This window comes from Pseudovibrio sp. W74, from assembly GCF_001623085.1.
Taxonomy (GTDB): Bacteria; Pseudomonadota; Alphaproteobacteria; order Rhizobiales; family Stappiaceae; genus Pseudovibrio.
In genome coordinates this window covers 50579-71508 of the sequence record NZ_LMCJ01000064.1, presented here as the reverse complement: position 1 = coordinate 71508, position 20930 = coordinate 50579, and the positions used below count along the sequence as shown (strand labels likewise).

The 20930-nt window shown below is 51.1% G+C and carries 21 protein-coding genes; 14 read left to right on the top strand and 7 right to left on the bottom strand.

Annotation, left to right across the window (positions count from 1 at the left end):
• Positions 1-112 precede the first annotated feature (112 nt).
• The gene (locus PsW74_RS27405) at positions 113-538 is read left to right on the top strand and encodes a Fur family transcriptional regulator (protein ID WP_057464805.1); all 426 of its coding nucleotides are present in this window, start codon (positions 113-115) and stop codon (positions 536-538) included.
• Here the strand turns inward: PsW74_RS27405 and PsW74_RS27400 are convergent.
• Together PsW74_RS27400 and PsW74_RS27395 are read right to left on the bottom strand one after the other, a co-directional pair.
• Positions 524-1276 (bottom strand): hypothetical protein, encoded by a 753-nt coding sequence (locus tag PsW74_RS27400; protein ID WP_063286939.1) that lies wholly within the window; start codon positions 1274-1276, stop codon positions 524-526. The genes PsW74_RS27405 and PsW74_RS27400 overlap by 15 nt on opposite strands.
• A gap of 253 nt (positions 1277-1529) precedes the next feature.
• Positions 1530-2336: a response regulator transcription factor gene (locus tag PsW74_RS27395; RefSeq protein ID WP_057464756.1), complete on the bottom strand. Its 807-nt coding sequence runs from the start codon at positions 2334-2336 to the stop codon at positions 1530-1532.
• A 97-nt stretch (positions 2337-2433) separates the two neighbouring features.
• Here PsW74_RS27395 and PsW74_RS27390 point away from each other — a divergent pair, with 97 nt between their 5' ends.
• Positions 2434-3081, top strand: coding sequence for a TetR/AcrR family transcriptional regulator (locus PsW74_RS27390; protein WP_057464755.1), 648 nt, complete (start codon positions 2434-2436; stop codon positions 3079-3081).
• A 61-nt stretch (positions 3082-3142) separates the two neighbouring features.
• On the opposite strand, the gene PsW74_RS27385 is transcribed toward PsW74_RS27390, so the two are convergent.
• Entirely contained in the window at positions 3143-3424 is a 282-nt protein-coding gene (locus tag PsW74_RS27385) for an SCP2 sterol-binding domain-containing protein (protein ID WP_063286940.1), read from the bottom strand.
• A gap of 188 nt (positions 3425-3612) precedes the next feature.
• Positions 3613-3972: a cupin domain-containing protein gene (locus PsW74_RS27380; RefSeq protein ID WP_063286941.1), complete on the bottom strand. Its 360-nt coding sequence runs from the start codon at positions 3970-3972 to the stop codon at positions 3613-3615.
• 151 nt (positions 3973-4123) lie between these two features.
• Here PsW74_RS27380 and PsW74_RS27375 point away from each other — a divergent pair, with 151 nt between their 5' ends.
• The 5 genes from PsW74_RS27375 to PsW74_RS27355 all read left to right on the top strand — a co-directional run bounded on the left by PsW74_RS27375 (position 4124) and on the right by PsW74_RS27355 (position 11223).
• Positions 4124-4762: a pseudouridine synthase gene (locus PsW74_RS27375; RefSeq protein WP_063286942.1), complete on the top strand. Its 639-nt coding sequence runs from the start codon at positions 4124-4126 to the stop codon at positions 4760-4762.
• Between the two features lie 533 nt (positions 4763-5295).
• The gene (adhE, locus tag PsW74_RS27370; RefSeq protein WP_063286943.1) at positions 5296-7965 is read left to right on the top strand and encodes a bifunctional acetaldehyde-CoA/alcohol dehydrogenase; all 2670 of its coding nucleotides are present in this window, start codon (positions 5296-5298) and stop codon (positions 7963-7965) included.
• Between the two features lie 111 nt (positions 7966-8076).
• Positions 8077-8535: a DUF393 domain-containing protein gene (locus PsW74_RS27365; RefSeq protein ID WP_063286944.1), complete on the top strand. Its 459-nt coding sequence runs from the start codon at positions 8077-8079 to the stop codon at positions 8533-8535.
• Positions 8532-10193: an SDR family oxidoreductase gene (locus tag PsW74_RS27360; protein ID WP_063286945.1), complete on the top strand. Its 1662-nt coding sequence runs from the start codon at positions 8532-8534 to the stop codon at positions 10191-10193. Before PsW74_RS27365 ends, PsW74_RS27360 begins: the two co-directional genes overlap by 4 nt.
• Positions 10194-10575: 382 nt before the next feature.
• Entirely contained in the window at positions 10576-11223 is a 648-nt protein-coding gene (locus PsW74_RS27355; RefSeq protein WP_063286946.1) for a DUF1062 domain-containing protein, read from the top strand.
• Between the two features lie 71 nt (positions 11224-11294).
• On the opposite strand, the gene PsW74_RS27350 is transcribed toward PsW74_RS27355, so the two are convergent.
• On the bottom strand, positions 11295-12680 hold the full coding sequence (locus PsW74_RS27350) for a PLP-dependent aminotransferase family protein (RefSeq protein WP_063286947.1): 1386 nt from the start codon (positions 12678-12680) through the stop codon (positions 11295-11297).
• A gap of 117 nt (positions 12681-12797) precedes the next feature.
• Between PsW74_RS27350 and PsW74_RS27345 the strand changes: the two genes are divergently transcribed.
• Positions 12798-13673, top strand: coding sequence for a DMT family transporter (locus tag PsW74_RS27345; protein WP_063286948.1), 876 nt, complete (start codon positions 12798-12800; stop codon positions 13671-13673).
• A 51-nt stretch (positions 13674-13724) separates the two neighbouring features.
• On the opposite strand, the gene PsW74_RS27340 is transcribed toward PsW74_RS27345, so the two are convergent.
• Positions 13725-14726, bottom strand: a complete 1002-nt coding sequence (locus PsW74_RS27340) for a succinylglutamate desuccinylase/aspartoacylase family protein (RefSeq protein ID WP_063286949.1) — start codon at positions 14724-14726, stop codon at positions 13725-13727.
• A 186-nt stretch (positions 14727-14912) separates the two neighbouring features.
• On the opposite strand from PsW74_RS27340, the gene PsW74_RS27335 reads away from it, so the two are divergent.
• Together PsW74_RS27335 and PsW74_RS27330 are read left to right on the top strand one after the other, a co-directional pair.
• A complete protein-coding gene (locus tag PsW74_RS27335; protein ID WP_063286950.1) occupies positions 14913-15686 on the top strand; it encodes a methyltransferase domain-containing protein in 774 nt (257 codons plus the stop codon).
• 141 nt (positions 15687-15827) lie between these two features.
• Entirely contained in the window at positions 15828-17018 is a 1191-nt protein-coding gene (locus PsW74_RS27330) for a cation:proton antiporter (RefSeq protein ID WP_057464745.1), read from the top strand.
• A 43-nt stretch (positions 17019-17061) separates the two neighbouring features.
• On the opposite strand, the gene PsW74_RS27325 is transcribed toward PsW74_RS27330, so the two are convergent.
• Positions 17062-17694, bottom strand: coding sequence for a hypothetical protein (locus tag PsW74_RS27325; protein ID WP_153041660.1), 633 nt, complete (start codon positions 17692-17694; stop codon positions 17062-17064).
• A 165-nt stretch (positions 17695-17859) separates the two neighbouring features.
• Between PsW74_RS27325 and PsW74_RS27320 the strand changes: the two genes are divergently transcribed.
• The 4 genes from PsW74_RS27320 to PsW74_RS27305 all read left to right on the top strand — a co-directional run bounded on the left by PsW74_RS27320 (position 17860) and on the right by PsW74_RS27305 (position 20819).
• A complete protein-coding gene (locus tag PsW74_RS27320) occupies positions 17860-18444 on the top strand; it encodes a TetR/AcrR family transcriptional regulator (RefSeq protein ID WP_208988188.1) in 585 nt (194 codons plus the stop codon).
• A 149-nt stretch (positions 18445-18593) separates the two neighbouring features.
• A complete protein-coding gene (locus PsW74_RS27315) occupies positions 18594-19649 on the top strand; it encodes a DUF418 domain-containing protein (protein ID WP_063286952.1) in 1056 nt (351 codons plus the stop codon).
• 85 nt (positions 19650-19734) lie between these two features.
• Positions 19735-20403 (top strand): HAD family phosphatase, encoded by a 669-nt coding sequence (locus PsW74_RS27310; RefSeq protein WP_208988187.1) that lies wholly within the window; start codon positions 19735-19737, stop codon positions 20401-20403.
• Positions 20400-20819: a VOC family protein gene (locus PsW74_RS27305; protein ID WP_063286953.1), complete on the top strand. Its 420-nt coding sequence runs from the start codon at positions 20400-20402 to the stop codon at positions 20817-20819. The genes PsW74_RS27310 and PsW74_RS27305 overlap by 4 nt, the downstream gene beginning before the upstream one ends.
• Positions 20820-20930 lie beyond the last annotated feature (111 nt).

Genomic DNA, 20930 nt, shown 5'->3' with positions numbered 1-20930 from the left:
TCCCGAAAAGTGGTTCCGGTTTTTGGATAAGAAGACGCTTGAGAACAAAGTGTTCGGGCTTGATGCGTGAATGCATAGGAATGCAACAAGCTTTGGAGTGAAAGAAGTGGCAATGGCAACTGCAGAAGTGAAGCTCACTAAAAATCAGCGTCTGGTTCTGGACTTGCTGTGCGCTTCAGATGCACCTATGAGCGCGTACTCCATTCTGGATCAACTTCGCTCTGAGGGACTTCGCGCACCATTGCAGGTCTACCGTGCTCTGGACAAGCTCATCGGGCTGGGCCTGATCCATCGTCTCGAAAGTATGAACGCCTTTGTCGCGTGTGCACATCCCTCATGTCATTCTGTAGAGATGGTTGGCTTTGCAATTTGTGAGGCCTGTGGCAAGGCACTGGAATTTGCTGACAATGATGTCGCGGAAATTCTGAGCGGTTGGGCAAGCGCGAATGGTTTTGATGCCAAATCAACCTCCATCGAGATTAAAGGCACCTGTGCATCCTGCCAAGAAAAGTTGGAAAGCTCCTCAGGAGCTGAGTGAAAACCTGCGCCGTAGATCAAAGAGGCTGGGTACATCGCTCTCTGTGTGGTGCAGTTCTGAAGGTTCGATCAGTTCTCGTGAAATCCAGTTTGTCGTGTAAAGCAAAGGCTTCTTCTGTTGGCGCGACGTTGGCTGGCCGCCAAACCCGCTGCCATCGACAAGAATAAGATCACTTGGAAGTTTTCGCCGAAGTTCAGAGAGGCTGGAAAACAGCAGGGATCGGTTCTTACTACATACCTGTAATCCAGTAGCTCGTTCTGCAAGTCTTGCAAGGATATCCGGGAAGGAACGAGTACGTTCACTCACCACATACCTCAGAAAGATGCCGGGTGAGTAATCTCCGAACAGACTTTCAATGTCGTCCTCTGGATGCACTTCGCTCCAATTTCGAAACGGAACATACAGCGCATTTTCGTTGTTGTAGAAGGCTTCATGGCTAACCGTGTTGAAGTGGCCTTGATGTTTGGACGAAAACACAAGGTTCAACTGGCTCTGCTCAGGCGCGACAGCTTCGTCTATAATGCGGAGCCCACCATTATAGAGCGGATCTCCATAGGCAAGCACAAGTGCACCAGAAATACGTTGAAACGTCTGGTCAAACTCTCTGTCCGGTGAGGGACCGATGCTTAAGAGCAAATCAGAAGCAACAAGGGTGCGCGTGGGGATCGGACATATACCGCCATGATCGCTCCAAATGACCTCAAGGTCGCTCAAACTGGCAAAATCGCTTGGCTGCACAGTTTTCTAGTCCTCTGAAAGATTGAAGCCGGGCCTTGGGAGCCTACAAAATCAATAATGAGGAAAAGTTGACGCAACGGCAAGTGCGTGTAGGGCGCAAACAGTCAAACTGGAAAAACAAATTGCTTGCTGTGGCAAGAGCGCTACAGCAACGCCACCTGTTGGACTGATCGTTGCTGTAACACCCGTAAAAGGAAGGAGAATAAACTGCGGCGAGGGAGCGGTAATCTCGCCACAGGTGTGTCAGTTCCGTTTAAGGAGCTGCAACATACGTTGGCTGCAATGTGGAGGACGGTGTCACACCAGCACCCGCGCCTGAGATTTTGTAGCCATTGGCTCCGCGGCGTGCATTGGTCTTGGCACGCGCCGCTTTGCGGTTGCCGCCCCGATAATCCACGTTGATGCCCAGCTCATTGATCATTGCGACCAGCTGAGAGCGGGAATAGAAGCCCAGGGTGCTCAGCAGTGCAGAAACATGATGCTTCACGGTCGCTTCGGAAATTCCGAGCTCATGAGCGATCTGTTTGTTCAACTTACCTTCTTTCAAGTAAGTCAAAATGGTTGCCTGACGGCGTGTCAGATTGGCCAGACCTTCATAAAAGTCGATACCAAATGCGTTCTGTGCATCTTCGGACTCAGTGGTCACCTCAACAGTGCCGCCGGTCAAAATCGCTTTGAAGACAGAAAAATCAGCAGTCTTTGGAACAGCTGCACTTGCACCACGGGCAATGAAGTAATCCGCAAGGCCCGGATTGTCTTGCTCAAGCAGCATGACAAGGCTGGAAATCTCATAGGTCTCCAGCAGCGCGGATGCTGTGCCGAGTCCTGGTGCCCCCTTCATACGAGGGTTCACAAGTACCACTGCGGAAGGGTGAAGTTCTACCCAAGTCTGCAACTCGGAAAAGCTTTTCGTCACAAGTACATTCACGCCATGACACTCATTGGAGTAGATACTCGCAAGTGCTCTGGAAAATGCCGGATGTGGATCACCAATAATAACAGTGTGCATGGAAACCTTCTCCCTTAGGGTTCCAACAGTGGACTGACGCTCCCGATACATAATTTCTCCTCCCTAAACTATGCACTACGTGTTTCGTCTTATCTCTTGAAAAAAATACATGCATATGGTTTTTTTACAAGCGTTGATGTGAGGCTCCATGAAAAATAATTTTCAAGATACCGGCGAAACGCGAAAATCTACTCAGGCAGAGAAGAGTGACCGCATGCGTAAGGAGATCCTCCTTGCGGCTATCAGCTGTTTGCATGAGTTTGGCTATCACCGTGCATCTATTAAGAAAATTACCGAAAAGACCAGATTTTCGCAGGGTGCGCTGCAGCATCATTTCCCGACTAAAGAAGATCTGATGGTCTTTGTTCTGGAAAGGTTGCTCGCGAAATCCGTTCGGTTGACTTTGGAGTGGTTGAACGAAATCGGTGAGGATAAAAGTAGAATTTCTGAGCTGACTATCAAATGGTGGACGAATCAGGCGAACTCTCCTGAGTACCTCACCATGGTGGAAATTCTTGTTGCAGCGCGAACGGAAGACTCGCTGCGTCGCCGCATCAAACCCACCTTCGACAACTTCGCAAAAGTGACTGACGATCGAATTCTCGCGATATTCGATAGTAATAAAATAAGTCAAACAATCGCGCGGACGCTCATCACAGCTTCACGTCAGATGATGACAGGTCTGATCAGTTCGGATGGTTTGTTTATGAAGGAAGAAGATAAACAGGCTTACATCGAGCACTGGGCGATGTTTTTGCAGCAACTTATCGAGCATAGAATGCAGGAATCTGCGTAGACTTTAGTCTATGCGGCATCCGGGCACGTGGCCCGAATGCACGATCTTTTAGCAGCTGAGATTACATCAGCTGGCTAAGTTTCATTGCAACGCTCATGTCACCATCAATAGTGAACTTGCCCTGCATGAATGCCGCTGTTGGGTCCAGATCGCCAGCAATCAGAGACTGAAGGTCTTCAAAGGTAACGCCGATTGTGCAATCAACGTCTTTGTTGTCGGTGGAGATGAAATTGCCATCAATCACCAGAACACCTTCGTCACCACAGTCAAACTTGATTGAGCTGTCAAAGTCGCTGGATTCTACGCGGCCTTTCAGGTCATTCAAAAGTGCGTCCATGCTCATATTTGTTCCCTCCATCTGTTAAATTACAGTGTTTGAAAAATCCGGGCAGATGCCTAAGGTGTATTAAGTAGCGCGCTACGTATTACGCATCAGGCATCGTGTTAACGTAAGCGTAATTCAGCATGCGTTGAATGTAAAGACACCAGATTCCGCTTATTCGGAATTAGCCCTGCTGCCTTAGTAGGGCGTTATGCCAGCTGATCCGCCAAAGACTTCGTCTTCTCAGTCACAACATCGCCCGTGTGCTTTGTCGCTACCGGCTCAATGAGCACGATCCAGCATTCCTCTTGAGCAACCGGGTTATGCATTTTACCTTTGGGGACAACATGAAAGTCACCCTTATTTAGGGTAACAGCTTCCCCCTCGTACTCAATAATGACACTGCCTTTCACAACATAGAAGAGTTCATCTTCGTCATCATGCTTGTGCCAGGCGAGATCTCCTTTGACCTTGGCAACCTTAACATACTGGTCGTTCACTTGAGCGACGACGCGAGGGGACCAGTAGTCAGTGATCTTTTCAAATTCAGAATTAAAATTGCCAATCATAGGAACCTCATAAAAACAGGATACTGACGGTTATATGGGGCTGTTGCAGTCTCGTACAACACAGACAAGCTCATCCGTTGACGTTTGCTTACAAGCCGTTATAAGCCCCTCCATGAACACTCCGAGCCCATCCTTTATCTACGCACCACCCATGGAGCCCTTCCTTGATGTCGTCCATCAGGATGAGCAGCTTCTGGTCCTCAACAAGCCGAGTGGTTTGTTGAGTGTTCCTGGTCGCGCAGAAGAGCATAGGGACTGTTTGGAAAGCCGCGCTCAATCCATCTACCCAACAGCAACAACCATCCATCGGTTGGATATGGATACCTCTGGCCTGCTTGTGATGGCCATGAACAAAGACGCGCACCGTCATGTTGGGCTTCAGTTCGAAAAGCGCATGACGCGAAAAACTTACATTGCTCGCGTATGGGGTCATGTCTTTGAGGATCAGGGAGAGGTTGATCTTCCTTTACGATGTGACTGGCCCAATCGCCCAAAACAGATGGTTGACCATGAGCAGGGCCGTTCAGCACTCACGCGTTGGGAAGTGGTCCGCCGAGAGGACGCGACGACCCTTGTAAGGTTGATGCCAGTCACAGGCCGCTCTCACCAACTTCGCGTACATATGCTCGCGCTTGGTCACGTCATTGTGGGAGACCGCTTCTACGCAGACGGAGAGGCGCTGGTGTTCTCAGAGCAATTGCACCTCCACGCGCAAACGCTTGAGCTGCGTCATCCCATAGGTGGTGAATACAATACCTTTACAGCTTCCTGTCCGTTTTGGGATCTGTAAGTCGCCAATACCTGCCAGACTCATGGAATTTGTAAAAATGAGTCACATTAAATACGGGTAATATCGTATTTTGTGCAGCCAGAGCGCACTATTCACAAGCACTAGGTGAAACTACCAGCAAATTATTGCAGGAAAAGAACTTTCACACAGTATAAGACAGTGCAGTTGTCCTATAAGCAAATCGCTGGCTATCTCCCAGTAAAAATCGCGATCTCACCCCGCATTAACTCATTGAATATAAAGTGTAATATCACTGATTTTACGGGTGGAAACTGTATGCAATGCTATGCAATAAATGACAAGTTCGATTATTATGGCAATTCTGGTCTCTGAGAGTAGCCTTCAGATTGCAAGTTTTATGACATCCTATTCATATATCTCTGATTTTTGACTTAAGTCATGCGCCTAAAGTACAATGTGACCCAATAATGCCTGTGTCGAACAGAAGAGCGGTTTCCTCCCTAGAGCTGTTTTGTGACATGTACGGATAGTTTGTCACGTTTCTGCTTCGGATTTTGCCTACGGAGAAGAGAATGCCTGTCACTAATCGCGAAGAATTAGACGCCCTGGTTGCTCGGGTTAAAAAAGCGCAACGGACTTACGCTACATACACACAAGAGCAGGTAGATAAGATTTTCCGTGCAGCGGCTTTGGCTGCTGCGGATGCTCGCATCCCACTCTCCCGCATGGCGGTTGAAGAGACTGGAATGGGCGTAATGGAAGACAAGGTTATCAAAAACCAGTTTGCTTCCGAATACATCTACAACAAATACAAGGATGAAAAGACCTGCGGTATCCTCGATGAAGATGACACCTTTGGTACCATCACCATTGCTGAACCTACAGGCATCATCTGCGGCATTGTCCCAACCACAAACCCGACCTCTACTGCGATCTTTAAAGCACTGATTTCTTTGAAGACCCGTAATGGTATCATCTTCAGCCCACACCCGCGTGCAAAGCTGGCAACCAATGAAGCTGCTCGCATCGTTCTGGATGCAGCAATCAAAGCTGGTGCGCCAAAAGACATCATCGGCTGGATTGACGTTCCAACAGTGGAACTCTCCAACGCATTGATGACACACGATGAGATCAACCTGATCCTCGCAACCGGTGGTCCGGGCATGGTGAAGGCAGCTTACTCTTCTGGTAAACCAGCCATCGGCGTGGGCGCAGGTAACACCCCGGTTGTGGTTGATGAGTTTGCAGACGTGAAGCGCCTTGTTGCTTCTGTCCTCATGTCCAAAACATTCGATAACGGCGTGATCTGTGCATCTGAGCAGTCTGTTATTGTTGTCGAGGAAATCTACGAGCAGGTTAAAGAACGCTTCTCCAGCCACCAGGGCTACGTGCTGAAAGGCAAAGAGCTTCAGGCTGTTAAAGATGTGCTGCTGAAAAATGGCGGACTCAACGCAGCGATCGTAGGTCAGCCAGCACCAAAAATTGCTGAAATGGCCGGCGTAAAGGTTCCTGCTGGTACCAAGATTCTGATCGGTGAAGTCACAGAAGCCAGTGAAGCTGAAGCCTTCGCACACGAAAAGCTGTCTCCAACGCTTGCAATGTACAAGGCAAAAAGCTTTGAAGACGCATGTGACACCGCTGAAAAGCTCGTCACCATGGGCGGCATCGGTCACACCTCAGTGTTCTATACAGATCAGGACCGCTGCGCAGACCGTGTGAAAGAATTTGGCCGTCGGATGAAGACTGCCCGTATTCTCATCAACTCTCCTGCATCCCACGGCGGTATTGGTGACCTTTACAACTTCTCCCTCGCACCAAGCCTCACACTGGGTTGCGGCTCTTGGGGTGGTAACTCCATCAGTGAGAACGTAGGTCCAAAGCACCTGATCAACAAAAAGACCGTTGCGAAGCGAGCTGAAAACATGCTGTGGCACAAACTGCCTGAATCCATTTACTTCCGTCGCGGCTGTCTGCCAATCGCTCTGGGTGATCTGGAAGGCAAAAAGCGCGCACTGATCGTAACCGATGGATTCTTGTTCAAGAACGGCTACGCTGATGAGACTGTTCGTGTTCTCAAAGGCCTGGGTATGGAGACAGATGTCTTCTACGAAGTAGAGGCTGATCCAACACTGTCCATCGTGCGCAAAGGCGCTGACCTTTGTAAAGCATTCAAGCCAGATGTGATTGTTGCAATTGGTGGTGGTTCTCCAATGGATGCAGCAAAGATCATGTGGGTCATGTACGAACATCCGGAAGTTGACTTTGCTGACCTGGCATTGCGCTTCATGGACATTCGTAAACGTATCTACAAGTTCCCTAAAATGGGTGAAAAAGCCAAGATGGTTGCGATCCCAACCACCTCTGGCACCGGCTCTGAAGTAACCCCGTTTGCGGTGGTGACTGATGACGAAACCGGCATGAAGTACCCAATTGCGGATTACGAACTCACACCAAACATGGCAATCGTGGATGCGAACCTTGTCATGAACATGCCGAAGTCTCTGACAGCGTTTGGCGGCATTGATGCCATCACTCACGCAACAGAAGCTTACGTCTCTGTTCTGGCAAACGAGTACTCTGACGGTCAGGCTCTGCAGGCTCTCAAACTGCTTAAAGAGAACCTCGTAGAATCCTACGAAATGGGTGCTGAATCCCCGAATGCACGTGAGAAAGTGCACAACGGTGCAACCATCGCAGGTATCGCATTTGCGAACTCCTTCCTCGGTGTTTGCCACTCTATCGCACACAAAGTAGGTGCAGCGTTCCACGTACCGCACGGTTTGGCCAATGCCATGCTGATCTCTAACGTGATCCGCTACAACTCAAATGACAACCCAACCAAGCAGACCGCATTCTCTCAGTATGCGCGTCCTCAGGCAAAATGCCGGTACGGCGATATTGCTGACCATCTGGGCCTCACAGCAGCTGGAGACAGCCGTGAAGCAAAGGTTGAGAAACTGGTTGCTTGGGTAGAAAGCGTCAAGAAGGCTCTTGAGATCCCAGCAGGCTTCAAAGACCTGGGTATCACTGAAGAGCAGTTCATGGCGAAACTCGACGAAGTCGCTGTGGAAGCATTCGATGACCAGTGCACCGGTGCTAACCCACGGTACCCACTGATCGATGAGATCAAACAACTCCTTCTCGATGGTTACTACGGTCGCGTCTACGTAGAGGGCCGCGCGGAGGATGTTGTAGATCTTGCGCAGGAAAAAGCGAAAAAAGCCTCTAAAGCGAAAGCTTAAGCCCAACGCCATTCCTGCAAGCTAAACATTGCGGCTCGAAAAAAGACCCCGGGGCACCAGCTCCGGGGTTTTTGCGTTACAGTGACCAATATAAAATGGTAACTCTTGTGCATGGAAACGAAGCAACTCAAGTTCTCCTATCGGGATGATAGCAGTATCCCAGCATTCCCAGATGATGGACCCATTTCAATCATGGATGCCCACTGCGGACTGTGTGCGAAGGGAGCTGCGTGGATAGCAAGGAATGATAGGAAAGTAGAGTTCAGGATTGTGCCTCTGCAATCCAGACTGGGGCAGGCATTGGCTGTCCATTATGGACTTGATCCATCGAATCCATCGACCTGGCTATATCTGGAAAATGGAGCGGCACATACCTCTTTGGATGCGCTGATACGCATTGGCTTACGCCTTGGCGGAGTATGGAACATACTGTTTGTATTGCGAATTCTACCGCGCTTTGTGCAGGATGCGATATACGGGGTTGTAGCTCGTAACCGCTACAAGTTTTTCGGCAGGGCAGATTTGTGTTCAGTGCAAAATTCTGAAGTCAAAAAAAGGCTGTTATTTTGAAAATATTGGTATTAGGCGGCTACGGGGTCTTTGGTGGACGACTGATCGAACTTCTTTTAAATATTGAGAGTCTCGAGATTGTCGTTTCTGGACGTGATCGTAATAAGGCTGAAGATTTCTGTAAAAAACACAGTGGTGATGCAACACTCACCCCTTTAGCTTTAGACCGCACGGATGTTGCTCTCCAGCTACCGGAAATAAAGCCTGATGTTGTAATTGATGCCTCAGGCCCGTTTCAGGCCTACGGTCAAAATAGATATGCCACCGTTGAAGCCTGTATTGCAGCTAAAGTGAACTATCTTGACTTTGCAGATGCCGCAGATTTTGTCTTCGGTGTTTCACAGTTTGACCAGCAGGCAAAGACCGCCGGGATTTTTGTGATTTCTGGCGTGAGCAGTTTTCCGGTTCTAACGGCAAGTGTCCTTCGGGAGATCTCTAAGACGATGGAGATACACCACGTCACTGGAGGTATCGCACCATCTCCATTTGCTGGAGTTGGTCTCAACGTAATGCGCGCGATTGTTGGTTATGCTGGTTCGCCAATCACGCTGTTTCGTGAAGGCAAACGTGCACAAGCAATTGGTCTTGCTGAAACACGACGCTACACGATCTCTGTACCGGGCAAATTGCCCATGAGAAATACCCATTTTTCGCTAGTCGACGTGCCTGACCTGCAAGTCCTGCCACCTGAGCATCCCACAATGCAATCGATCTGGATGGGGGCGGGACCTATTCCTGAGATCTTGCATAAGATGTTAAACTGGATGGCTCGGATGCGGTCAACATTCAGGCTTCCATCCTTTGAGCCGCTATCTCCACTTTTCTATCGGGTATTGAATCTCTTTAAGTTTGGCGAGCATAGAGGCGGCATGTTTGTTCATGTAAGTGGTGCAGCAAATAATAAGCCCGTCGAACAGTCATGGCATATGTTGGCCGAAGGTGACGATGGCCCCTATATTCCGTCCATGGCAATCGAAGCAATTATTCGCAAAATTGCTGCAGGCGAAATGCCCGAAGCAGGTGCAAGATCTGCGACCCGGGAACTGGAGTTGGAAGACTATAGCAAGCTCTTTGCAACAAGGCCGATTAGCATGGGCTTCCGGCAAGATCAAAGGGACGAGCTCAACCCGTTCAAGCAAGTGCTTGGTAGCGCATTCAATCTTCTTCCAACTGCATTACAGAACTTTCATGGCTCAGGCCAAAAACAAACGTGGCAAGGTCAGGCAGTAGTTCATCGAGGCTCAGGGCTGCTTTCGAAAATGATAGGTCGTGTGTTCGGTTTTCCCAAAACGAACGACGCGGCGAATGTGCGTGTCACCCAGATTCCAGATGAAAATGGTCTAAGCTGGACCCGGTCGTTTGATGGAAAAGAATTTGAATCTTTTCTGAAAGTGGGTAGAGGAAAAGACAGTTACCTTCTGAGTGAACAATTTGGACCCGTGAAGGTTGCTCTGGCACTCGTCTTAGATGAGGGAAAGCTGCGCTTTATTCCTCGGAGATGGTCTATATTCTCAATACCCATGCCACGCATTTTGCTACCTCACGGAGAGAGCTTTGAGCAAGAGATGGATGGGCGGTTTTCGTTTGATGTCCAGATTTCAGCTCCAGTGGTAGGGCACATCGTTTCCTATAAAGGTTACCTCGAACCAGAGACTTAGTGCCCGTAAATAGCCTTTACACCTAAGTAAATGTGGCAGCAAAGCTACAGCAAGCTCTCGGAAAGTTCCGTAGCGTTCAAAGTCTCTTTCGCTGATTGGCGTGTTTTGCTAGAGCTGACTGCCTAGTTAACAACGTGAGAAATCAATTTTGCCTATGTAATCACCGGTCTCTTATAGTCAATCATTGTTCTGCAAAAGATACTCTTTTGCGGGGCGCTTTCTGTTGCGCGGATGGTGGCATGAGACCGGTTTGGCCTCGTGATTTCTGGCACTATCCTTGCGCATTTTTGCGCGCTGCTTTCTATAAAATCCTTAGCCTTACCGTGTGCTGTAACGGCGTCATGCTGCGCATCCGCTTTTTGACAAGTGGAATTCCAAAAGCATGTCGAAATCGCTTAAATGCGTCTGGACGCTTCAACCAGAAAACCCACCAAACCCGATTATTCCCTGCAAGAACTGCGGTGTTCTTAAGACCTTCAAACCATCAGGGAAGTTCCGCCTCAATGCAAATGACACCAGACTGGACGCATGGCTCATTTACAAATGCATGACCTGCGATGCCACGTGGAACCGCCCGATTTTTGAGCGTCGCAACCGCAAGCAGATCACCCCGAGCCTACTCGAAGCACTGCAAATCAATTGCCCGGAGCAAGTGAAAAAGTACGCCTTCGACAAAACGGGCTTACCCGCCATCGCTGCGTTAAGGGAAGGTGAGGGGATGATTACCATTCATAAGCAAATCGTGGAGGGCACGGCACGGGACTGGACGGTTCTCGAAATCACACTGAACGCAGTCATGCCCGTCAATCTGAGACTGGATAGATTGCTCGCTCAGGAGCTGGGAGTGTCACGAAACGCCCTGAAACTACTCGCCAGTCAAGGAGGGCTTCTTGATGGAAACGACGAACCTCTTCAATTGAAGAAACCTCCCAAACACGGCGCAGTCGTGCGCCTTCAACTTGCTGATCATACTAACCTGAGAACACAAGTGCACTCAGCCTTACTCGCAGATGAATTTGTAGAGGCGTGACATCAACCACAAGCCCCCAGAACAAAGATTTGGGGGCTTGTTCCTACTGAATTGAGGTCGTCAATAAGCCACTAAAGATTGCACATCACGTCCGCCAGAATCTCATAGGTCATCGGGTTCCCCATCTGGCTGACGTTGAAGCGCATGAACTGGCCCATGGATTGGGTTGGGCTGAAGACATCACCCGGGGCAAGAACCATGTTTTGCTGCAGGGCTGCGCGGGCGAGTTCTGCTGAATCAACACCTTCCGGCAGCGAGCACCAGAGGTAAAATCCGCCTTCTGGCATCAACCAGGTCTGAATGCCCAGCTCTGCCAGATTGGCGGAAACCTCGCGCCGTGTTTTGGCAAGGCGAATACGCAAGGCCTCCATGTGCTTTCGGTAAGGCCCATCACTCAGGCAGGAGTAAATCAATTCTGTCGCAATCGGACTTGGGCCGCCGAAGCTGGTGGCTACTTGCAGGTCAACCAATGCTTCAATCCATTCTGGTTTGGCAGCGATGTATCCGCACCGAACTGAAGCCGAAAGTGTCTTTGAAAAGCTGCCAAGACGGATCACGCGATCAAAGCCGCCCAAGGCAGTCAGGCGCGGCGTTATTTCTGGCAAAAACTCAGAAAACACATCATCCTCAATCAGGATGAGATCATGCCGGGTCGCGATACTCAGGATCTTATGAGCACCTTGAGGAGAGAGGGTGACCCCAGTGGGGTTATGCAAGGAGGTGTTGGAGATGTAAAAACGTGGCTTATGCTCCACAACAGCCTGCTCAAACTGCTCACAATCCATGCCTGTCTTGGTGTACGGCACGCTCACAATCTCAACTTGATGCGCTTTCAGGATTGCCTGAAAGTTGAAGTAACACGGGTCACTGACAAGAACCTTGTCTCCGGGGCGCAGCAAAAACCGGCACAACAGGTCAATGGATTGGGTCGCAGAGCCAGTCAGCAAAATCTGGTTCGGATCAACCTCAATCCCTTCTGCTGCAAACTGCCTAGCCTGCAACCGTCTCAGATTGCTGGCCCCTCGCGTGCTGGCATAATCTGATAGCAAGTGATCATCCGCCTTGCTCAAATTACGAATGGCCTTGCGCAGGGATGCATTCGGCATCCAATCCGCAGGCATCCAGCCACATCCGGGTTTGAGCATATCTCGGCCGGTATCCAGCGATTGACGAGAGACCCAGAACGGATCGATCTCCCTGTCCAGATGCGGTCCAATCTCTGAAACCGTAAAGGGTTGCGTTTTCGGGGAGACATAAAACCCGGCCCCTTTGCGGGCAAAGATAATCCCTTCGGCAGCAAGGCGGTCATAAGCCTCAACCACTGTCGAAGCGGAAACATTCATTGTTGAGGCAAACCCCCGGATGCTTGGCAGTTTCTCACCCGGTTCCAACGCGCGGCTGCTGATCTTGCTGCGCACCGCTTGCATCACGCGTTGTGTTTGTTGCCCATAAGCCATTTTACATCTCACCTGCTGTATTGACGATTGTAGCAGTACAGTTTCTCGTAATTGTATTGTTTTGTGGCTGTTGTGCCTAGCCCCACCTCGCTAAAAAACAGAAAACGGAGGTGAATGATGCAAGCATCACTGGCACAAAGAGGCTCAGCAGGCTGGGGAAACGGTCTGCTCGGTGTCATAATTTTCAGCGGCTCTTTGCCCGCAACACGCACAGCTGTCGCCGGATTTGATCCATTCTTTCTGACAAGCATACGCGCAGTGATTGCTGCATTGCTGGGCATTGCGTTGCTGAGCGTGCTGAGACAGCCTCTCCCAAAACGGCAGGATATCTTGTCATTGGCAGTCGTTGCACTTGGTGTGGTGATCGGCTTCCCATTGCTGTCTGCATTAGCGCTCGCGCAGATGACAGCAGCCCAGTCACTGGTTCTGATGGGAGTTTTACCATTCTCAACGGCAATCTTCGCTGTGTTGAGAGGAGGGGAAAGACCAAAACCATTCTTCTGGGTGTTCTCAGGTGTGGGCAGTCTTGCTGTGGCGGTGTTTGCACTCTCACAAAATGCAGAAGGCTCACTGCTCGGCTCACTGTACATGTTCGGCGCAATTATTGTGTGTGGCCTTGGATATGCAGAAGGGGCGACACTTTCAAGAAAGCTGGGAGGCTGGCAGGTCATTTCATGGGCACTTGTGCTGGCTCTTCCAGTCATGCTGGTGGCTGCAATCCTGAGTGTACCTGCTCAACTGCCAGACAGTCAGTCCACCGCGTGGTATGGCCTCATGTACGTATCTGTCTTCTCAATGTTGGTTGGCTTTGTGTTCTGGTATCGCGGGCTGGCTTTGGGCGGTGCAGCGGGTGTTGGACAGCTTATGCTCCTGCAGCCATTTTTCGGCCTCATGCTTGCAGCATTGCTGCTTCAGGAGACGATTTCGTCAATGATGATTGCAGCGACAGTCGTTGTGGTTGGCTGTGTGGTCGGTGCCAAACGATATGCATAAATAAAAGACGAGAGCAGGTCACTACGAAGCGGCCTGCTCTCACTGTGAGACCTATACCCGTCGCAGTATTTGCACGATGGTCGCGCCCGGTTCCCGTAAAGGAGTGGTGCAAACGGAAAGCACGCGCCCATCACAAGGCGCAGTGTACTTCGCCACTACATCGCCGAAAGCGTTTGTCATGGTGGCAACCAGCTGGCCTTTGGTCACCTCCTGATTGAGCTGCACCAACACACGCGCAAACCCGCCAGTGTCTGCAGTGATCGACATATCGTCGTTCCCCACAAAGCTTTCAATCCCAAGCAGGTTCACTTTGCCCGCAATCATCCCATAGTCGATCAAGGTGTTCAAAATGCCCTGAACGCCGCGCTGGGTCATATCCGGATCAAACACATTGGCACAGCCCAGCTCGATGGTAAGCGATGGAACGCCAGCCCGAACCAACTCAGTCTCAACCGAGCCATCAATACCGTCATCTTCAAGGATCTGATCTGCAGGTTGAAGAGCGGCCAGTCGACATACATCTGCACTGCGGAAGTCTGCGAACATAAAGAATGGGAAAGCTGTTCCGGTTGAATCCGTATGCAGGTCCAGAAAGATATCCGCATTGTCCATGTAAAGATTATGCCAAAGCGCATAGGCATACCGGCTTCCCGCATTTGAGCTCTTCGCATCCCCCGGCATCATGCGATTGAGGTTTGTGAAGGTCTGTGTCTCATTTTGCGAAGGGTAGTAGCGCGAAGCCAGCTGCATGCCGGGAGGGTTTGCGCCCGGTACCAGAACAACAGTACCTTTCAGAGCTGCTGGATCAATATGCGGTAACAACTGGTGGATCACATCCACCCCCTGAACCTCATCCCCATGCAGCGTTGACTGAATGAATAGCTTTGTTCCGGGTTCCGCACCCTTGACCACAATCACCGGAATACGGTGGTAATTTCCCAGGGAGTCTGTGGAGGCTTTAAAGAAGAAACGGTGTTTCCCAGCAGCAAGCTCATCAACACTGAGCTTTTCGATGACGGGTACACCATCAATGATATCATTCGTTGTTTTCATGGAAGAAACCTACCGTGCCCGACACAGATCGAACAAGTGAGTTTACATCAAACATCACAGTGTTGATTGGCCTGAATATCTGAAACTGAACATCCCACCTTCGGGTGTCTGATACATGATCTGCCAATAACAACTTGAGCTAGGTTTGATTTTTGTATACTTATGTATGCAAAATTGAGGTGCTTCATGAATATCGCAAGTGATCACGCATTTTCCGGCCTGCAGAAAATCTATGACCAAGCTCGCCCGCGCTACCCACAGGATGCGCTGGATCACATCGTGGATCTGTTGGAGGAGTCCAAAGGTGCAGAGCAGGGGCATCTATTGGATGTTGGCTGCGGCACCGGAATTTTGACGCGCCAACTTCAAGGGCTGTCACCAGGCAGCAAGTTTACAGGATGCGACGTCAACGAAGACATGCTGTCTCAGGCAAAAGCAAGGGATAAGGCAGGTGAAGTGTCTTGGCATCAATCCGCTGCTGAAAAGCTTCCGTTCGAAGACAGTGCCTTTCATCTCATCACCGTCGCACAGGCCGCACAATGGTTTGATCGACCGAAGTTCTACCGGGAAGCGCAGCGTGTGCTCACCTCGCAGGGGTGTCTGGTGATTATTGAGAACAACCGGCAGCTGGAAGCCTGCGCTTTCATGCATGCCTATGAAACCTTAATCGAAACGCACAACACCAGTTACTCAAGAGATTACCGCAGGTTCGACTATGCGCAGGAGATGCAAAAGGCAGGCTTTGCTCAGGCAAACGTTCGGCGGTTCCCTTGGTCCCGTTCCATGTCACATCAGGATTTTGTTGAAATGGCCAAATCCTCCTCAAAAGTTCAAGCTGCGATCAAAGCAAGCAACGGCGTTTTCCTGATGGAGCTTGATCAGATCCTGCAAGAACATTGGGGGGAGGACGAGCAAATAGTGATTGATTATTCGACACAGGTCTTCGTTGGGCAGCAATGAGACTGTTGAGGCGCTGAGGAAAATCGGCTTGTGCAGCTTAAACCAATGCAAAGACTATCTTCTTAGAGTATCGGGAATGCGCAACTTAAAGGCGATCCATTGAACACGAATAGTGGACACCGCCGGGATTAAAATGGCCAAATGTCCTATCAAAATCTGACCGTCATCTTTGCAGTGGTTTTTTTGTACAGCGTGATGAGCCGACGGCTGGAGCAAAAGCCGATCAATGGAGCATTGCTGTTTTGCATTATTGGCTTTTTGCTTGGCAATGACGGTTTGGGGTGGTTTCAGGTCAAACTCACCAATGAATCTATCAAGACTTTGGCCGAGTTGGCCCTTGCCATTGTTTTGTTTACGGATGCGGCCAAAGCAAATCTCAAGGTCCTTGCCACCAACATTGACTTGCCACGACGGCTCCTCTTGGTTGGCTTGCCGCTCACAATCATATTTGGCATCGGAGCCGGGATGGCGCTACTGCCACAACTCCCTGTCATCGAGATTGCAATTCTGGCCGCTTTACTTGCTCCAACGGATGCCGCACTTGGCAAGGCCGTGGTGACAGATCCCTCTGTACCAGCCAAGATCAGAGGAACTCTGAACGCCGAAAGCGGGTTAAACGACGGCATCTGCGTTCCAATTGTGTTTTCTCTCCTCCCAATTGCAGCTGATCCATCCCTGATAAGCCACCTGAACAAAATGGCCGCGCAATTGCTTGCTGAGCAGATCGGCCTGGGTGTTCTTGTGGGGATTGGCATTGCCATTCTCGCTGGGCAGATCATTGATTACTCTTTCCAGACCAAGGAGCAATCCAAAACGTGGGAGCAAGTGACTGTCGTTGCTCTAGCGATCTGCTGCTTTTCAGTCGCGCAACTGGCAGGTGGCAGCGGGTTCATCGCGGCCTTTGTGGGCGGTATTGTTTTCGGCTGGCTGGAGAAGCCCTACAAAGAACAGCTCCTGGATTCAGCAGAAGGAATAGGGGACTCGCTCTCCCTCATGACATGGCTCATTTTTGGTGCAGCTATCATCGGCTCAGTCCTGCACGAGTTCACTTGGGAAATCCTGGCCTATTCCATCCTGAGCCTGACGGTCGTCAGAATTCTGCCTGTCCTTTTCGTCTTGCGCGGTGAGCCTTTGAGCACAAAAGAAAAGCTCTTTATTGGCTGGTTTGGCCCACGAGGCCTGGCAAGCATCGTCTTCGCTATTATCGTGCTGGATGCGAACTTGCCGGGCAGTTCCGTCATCGCATCAACAGCTGTAACCACCATCGGCCTCAGCGTTATCCTGCACGGACTAACAGCGCATTCCTTCATCAGAGCATTGAAGAAAAAGTAGCAAGAGAGGGGCTGGCAAGAGGTTATCTCGCCAGCACATCAGATCAGTCAATCATTTTTGCATGCAGTGCTTCGTTATTGGGGAAGTGCTGCAGGCCTTCTGTCCAGATTTCTTTGGCAGTCAGAAAGTCCCGCTTCTGCTCATAAATAGCCCCAAGCACCAGATACGGGTACACATGATGCCAGTTGGACTTGGTTTTCTGCTGCGCCTCAATCATGGACTTCAGGATTTTGATGGAGGAGGCCTCCTGATCCCGCTTATGAGAGAAGCCATAGAGTGTCGCTTTCCCAAGCCACGCGCCCCAGCTGGCCTTATCTTGACTCAGTGCCTGATCAAAATAAACATCAGCACGGGCTGCCAGCTCAGCCATCTCGCCTTCATCCTCCGACATATAGGCCCCATACGTCAGAAGCGTACCATACCTGGCAATCAATTCCGGATTGCTGTTGGAGGAAATGTCCTTGTCCAGCAACTCAACTGTCTTTTTGAAGCTCTTCGAAGAAACCAGCTGAATCACCAGTAGTTCCCCATCCGGGCTCCACAGAGAGGTTGTCTTTATTTTACTCAAGCCCTGCTGCGGGCTGATATGCTGCTGTGTTGCGCCATTCTTGTCCCATGAAAACGCCCAGGGCACCCAATGATCAGCCAAGGCTGGTGGGCAAATAATCACGCTCATGAAAAGAGCCGGTGCCACAAAGCAAGCTTGGCACATTCTTTTGATAATACTCATAAAAAATCCGTCGTATTGAGAAGAAACATGGGCTTTTAACCTTCTTATTTCCTGCAGAAAATTACAGGACCTTTATTGACAGTTGTGTATCTAATGATACATATAAGTATCATGTCGATACCATTGAACAACACCACAAAAGACAAACTGCTGGAAGCAGCCGTACGTGTGCTCAACAATCAGCCACGGGCGTCTCTGGCAGATATTGCAGAGGCCGCAGGCGTAAAACGCGTAACTCTTCACCGTGTTATTGGCACACGTGAGGAATTGCTGCGTGACGTGGCCTTGCGCGCTTTAGACCAGATGGACGAAGCGTCTTATGCAGCCATCAAAGGCAAGCGCAAAGCGTTTGAACAGCTCAAAGCCATTGTAGGCGCTCTGGTGCCTTATGCAGATTCCTGTCACTTCCTCTGGAAGAATCCCGACGTCTGGGATGATCCCGAAATTGCTAGAGAAATCAAGCGCCACGACAAGGAACTCTGTGATTTAATTGATCGCGCAAAGGAAGAAGGCGACATTCTCTCCTTCATCCCAAACAGCTGGATCATCGCCTCGCTGGACGCTGTTTTGTATGCAGCAGCAAGCACATCACAGGCCGGAAACATCGCAACCAATGATGCCAGCGCACTTGCAATTCAAACCTTGTTTGGCGGCATTACGAAGAAGGTAAAGGGCATGCAACCCGTTGGGGTTTAGAGCGTGTTCCGTTTGATTGGATTCAAGCAAACGAAAAGAATTCGCTCCGACAAAGATGTTAGAGTGCGGTGCGTAGTTGTAAATGAACGCGGCGTGCTTTGGGAGGCAGAACGAACAGTATAGGCCATATCAGGTCGGATAGGAACGTGATGGCTGCAGCAACTAAAATCGGGCGACTGGAGGGGCTGGACCTTGCCAGGTTCATCGCCTTCGTGGGTATGGTGATTGTCAACTTCTCCATCGTAATGGGTGCAGAAGGTGCTGAGGGTATCCTCAGTAACATCATCTACGCACTGGAAGGACGAGCTGCAGCCACCTTCGTTGTGCTGGCAGGCATCGGGCTTGGTTTGGCGGGGATGAAAGGGGAGCTTAACCTCACCATCTTCACCACGTTCAAACGCGCTGCCTTCCTGCTCGTGCTCGGCCTGCTCAACATGCTCATTTTTGATGCTGACATCCTGCACTACTACGCGTTCTACTTCCTCTTCGGCGCTCTGCTGCTGCCATTGAGCACCCGCGCTCTGGGCTGGCTCATTGCGGGTCTGGCGGCCACCTCCGTGCTCATGGTCATCCTGCTGGATTATGACGCTGGCTGGAACTGGAACGACCTGACCTATCCCGAATTCTGGACACCCGTCGGCTTCATCCGCAATCTGTTCTTCAACGGCTGGCACCCGGTCATCCCGTGGCTTGGGTTCCTACTGTTTGGCGTGATGCTCAGCCGCTCAAACCTCTCCTCCACCAAAACGCAAGATGCGCTCATGTTCGGCGGCCTTCTGGCCTTCCTGTTCGTCAACGCTGTCAGCGCTTACCTGCAACCACTCATCGCGATGGTAGAGCCGGAACTGGCCGATCTGGTGGGCACAAGCCCGGTGCCGCCAATGCCGTTTTACCTGATGGCTGGCATGTCCGTCGCCTCCATGGTCGTCGGCGTATGCCTGCGCGCAGCCCCAATGTTGAAAAGCCTCGGCGTGCTGACCGTCCTCAACCCCGCAGGCCGCCAGACCCTCACACTCTACCTCGCCCACATCCTGCTCGGCATGGGCGTGATGGAAGAACTCGGCCTGCTCGGCGGCCAAACCCCGCAGGCAGCCTTCCTCGCCTCAGCCATTTTCTGCGCTACAGCAGTCGTCTATGCCCTCATCTGGAACCAGTTCTTCAAACGCGGCCCAATCGAAGCCCTCATGCGCAAAGTGGCAGGCTAGCCCTCGCAAGGCCCGCCAATCAAACCACGCTTGCCACGCCCGCCTCCAAAAGCTAGGCTCCGGTTTTACTCTCGGGAATATTGCAGTGTCTTTTTTATCGGCCCCACCCAAACTTGTGATTTTTGATTGTGATGGCGTGCTTGTCGACTCCGAGCCGCTCTACATCCGCACTCTGCACCGTTTGCTGCAGTCCTACGGCGCGCCGCTCACCTTTCAGCAATGCTGGGAGATGTTCGTCGGCAAAACCAGCCGCGAGGTTGACGCCTACCTTAAAGAGCAAGGCCTGAACGCGCCCAGCCATTGGAACAAGGACTTCCACGAGCAATCAAACGCGCTGCTGGAAAAGGAAGTCCAGCCCGTTACCGGCATTCAGCAGGTGATAAAGCAACTCGCCAACGCAAAAATCCCCATCTGCGTCGGCTCCAACGGACATCCGTTCACGGTCCGCATGTCGCTGGAAATCACCGGCCTGCTGCCATGGTTTGACGGCAACGTCTTCACCGCAACGGATGTCGGCGCCAGCAAACCCGCGCCAGACCTGTTCCTGCACGCCGCGAAGAGAGCAGGCATCAACCCGGAGCACTGCGTCGTCATTGAGGACAGCGCCACCGGCATGAAAGCCGCCGCCAGCGCGGGCATGCGCTGCTTCGCCTACACGCCAGAATCCATCCCGGCACCCTCAAACCTCTTCGGAGCCCACCCGTTCCAATCCATGACCACCCTACCAAACCTGCTCGGCCTCGTTCCGGCATGAGCAGCCCGCTGGTCCCTGAATTCGCCGTCTCCGATTGGCTTGCATCCAAGCGCTTTTATTGCGAGGTGCTTGGCTTTGAATGCGTCTACGAGCGGCCAGAAGAAGGGTTTTGTTATCTGCGCCTTGGCCTCGCGGAGATCATGATCGACCAGATTGGCACTGGCAGAACGTTCGACAATGGCCACGTCCCGCAATCCTATCCATTCGGCAGGGGATTGAACGTGCAGATTGAGGTGGAAACCATAGAGCCTATGCTCCATGCACTGAAGCAAGCGCAGGTCTCGCTCTTTCTGGAGCCCGAGGACAAGTGGTACCGCAAAAAACACACTGAAGTCGGCAATCGCCAGTTTGTCATCGCCGATCCAGACGGTTACTTGCTCCGCTTCTGCCAGTCTCTGGGAACTCGCGAGATCTAGGCCTCATGCTGGCGAACCCCTCGGTGTCTTCCCGGCCCCCGAGCCGGGATCCATACCCCCTAAAGCCCATGGGAAAGCACAACACATCCATACAAACGCACACGCAAAAAC